The organism is Edaphobacter aggregans DSM 19364 (assembly GCF_000745965.1).
Taxonomy (GTDB): Bacteria; Acidobacteriota; Terriglobia; order Terriglobales; family Acidobacteriaceae; genus Edaphobacter; species Edaphobacter aggregans.
In genome coordinates this window covers 1-1,608 of sequence record NZ_JQKI01000322.1, presented here as the reverse complement: position 1 = coordinate 1,608, position 1,608 = coordinate 1, and the positions used below count along the sequence as shown (strand labels likewise).

General features: G+C 56.5%; 2 protein-coding genes. One reads left to right on the top strand and one right to left on the bottom strand.

Annotated features, from left to right (window positions below; genetic code table 11):
- Window positions 1-221 precede the first annotated feature (221 nt).
- Window positions 222-464 carry a hypothetical protein gene (locus Q363_RS31535; protein ID WP_035358712.1) on the bottom strand — a complete coding sequence of 81 codons (243 nt, stop codon included), beginning with the start codon at window positions 462-464 and terminating at the stop codon, window positions 222-224.
- A 308-nt stretch (window positions 465-772) separates the two neighbouring features.
- Between Q363_RS31535 and Q363_RS31530 the strand changes: the two genes are divergently transcribed.
- Window positions 773-1,608 (top strand): DDE-type integrase/transposase/recombinase (locus tag Q363_RS31530; protein WP_281176119.1); only part of this gene is annotated, 836 nt, incomplete at its 3' end.

The following is a 1,608-nucleotide window of genomic DNA, read 5'->3' as shown; positions in this document are numbered from 1 at the left end:
CCTCACGGCTCGGGGTCCACATCGGCGCAACGAAAAGCTCCTGTTTCGGCGCATAGATGAATCCTGCGGCTTTCACTCTTGCGTATAGATCGCGGTCTAAACGGGTGGACGAGTAGAGGCGAAGTTTGTTGTCTTCAGGGGAGTAGGTCGCGGTGTAGCTCATGGTGTAGGTCTCCTTGTTGCGGGTTCGGTGGAATTGGGTGAAGGGATCGGCGGCGTTTCTACCAGGCGCAAAAACGGGTATTCGCGCCAACCTTGGCGAGATTTTGCTCGTTAACCTTTGTCGGAAGGTCGGCACCATTCCAATCAATCGTGATGAGCACAAAACCGCTGGTGATTGTTTCTCGATCTGTGACGACGCCTCGGCCTCGCGCCATTGCGCCGTGACTCTCTCCAATGCTGCGAAGGAATTGCACGGAATAGCTCACTGTGTCGCCTATGTCGAGAGTGAAAGGTTTGGGCATATCTTTTGCTCCTTGGCTGTTGCTTTTGAATGCTTCGGCTGTGGCTGTTCTCACAGACACGCCTTGGCCCAGGCCCACGCCTGCGGAGGTGGCAAGTGCAAGGGGAGGGGTATCTCCCACCCGAAGGGCGCGGGTTTCATCGCGTGATTTTTCGCAGAAAAATTATGGGGACACCCCTTGCGCGCGCCAGAGGCAGAGCCTCTGAGCGTACTTAGCACTTGCGTTACAAAACAGACCAAAGACATGCGTTACAGCGAATCGGAACCCTTATGGTTCCTCAGCTTTGGCCTTACGCACGATGATGCGGTATGCCCTGGAAAGAGAGTCGTATCGTGGATCAGCGCCTGCAGTTCCTATCGAGTTACCAAAAGGAAGAGATGTCAGTCTCGGACCTCTGCCGTGAGTTCGGAGTGTCACGGCCAACTGGATACCGTTGGATCAACCGCTACAAGGAAGTCGGACCTGAGGGGCTCCTAGATCTAAGCAGTAGGCCTCACAGCTGCTCCCACGCGACGTCAGAGAGGACCGAGAACGCGATCCTTGCGCTGCGGAGCAAGTACCCGTCGTGGGGAGCGCGGAAGCTCAAGGCAAGGATGGAGCAACTAGACCCCAACGCGGACTGGCCGGCGGCCAGCACGTTCGGAAATATTCTCCGACGTGCCGGTTTGACCAGTCCGAAGCGGAAGAAGCGGCGCACCACGCCGTACTCGGAACCGTTCTCCGAGGTGACAGCACCGAATCAGCTTTGGTGCATGGACTTCAAGGGTTATTTCAGTACGGGCGACGGTACGCGGTGCGATCCCTTCACCATCACTGATGCTCACAGCCGATACTTGATTCGTTGCCAAATAGTTTCGCGGATGGACCTGAGCCAGGTGAGAGCCGTTTGCGAAGCAGCGATGCGGGAGTATGGCATGCCTGCGCGAATCAGAACGGACAATGGAGCGCCATTCGCTGGAACCGGTCTACTCGGACTGTCGAAGCTGTCGCTTGGATGGATGAAGATGGGCATCGTGCATGAGCGCATTCAACCTGGCAGGCCGCAGCAAAACCCTTACGTGGCATACTGCACCTCTTTGGGCGATTGCGGGAAGATTCGGTTTGAAGCTGCTCGAAGCTGTAGCTTGGTGCCTTGCTGTTTCCG

Excerpts from the sequence above, each read along its gene's own strand:
- Q363_RS31535 (WP_035358712.1), bottom strand. The coding sequence starts at position 464 with ATGCCCAAACCTTTCACTCTCGACATAGGCGACACAGTGAGCTATTCC.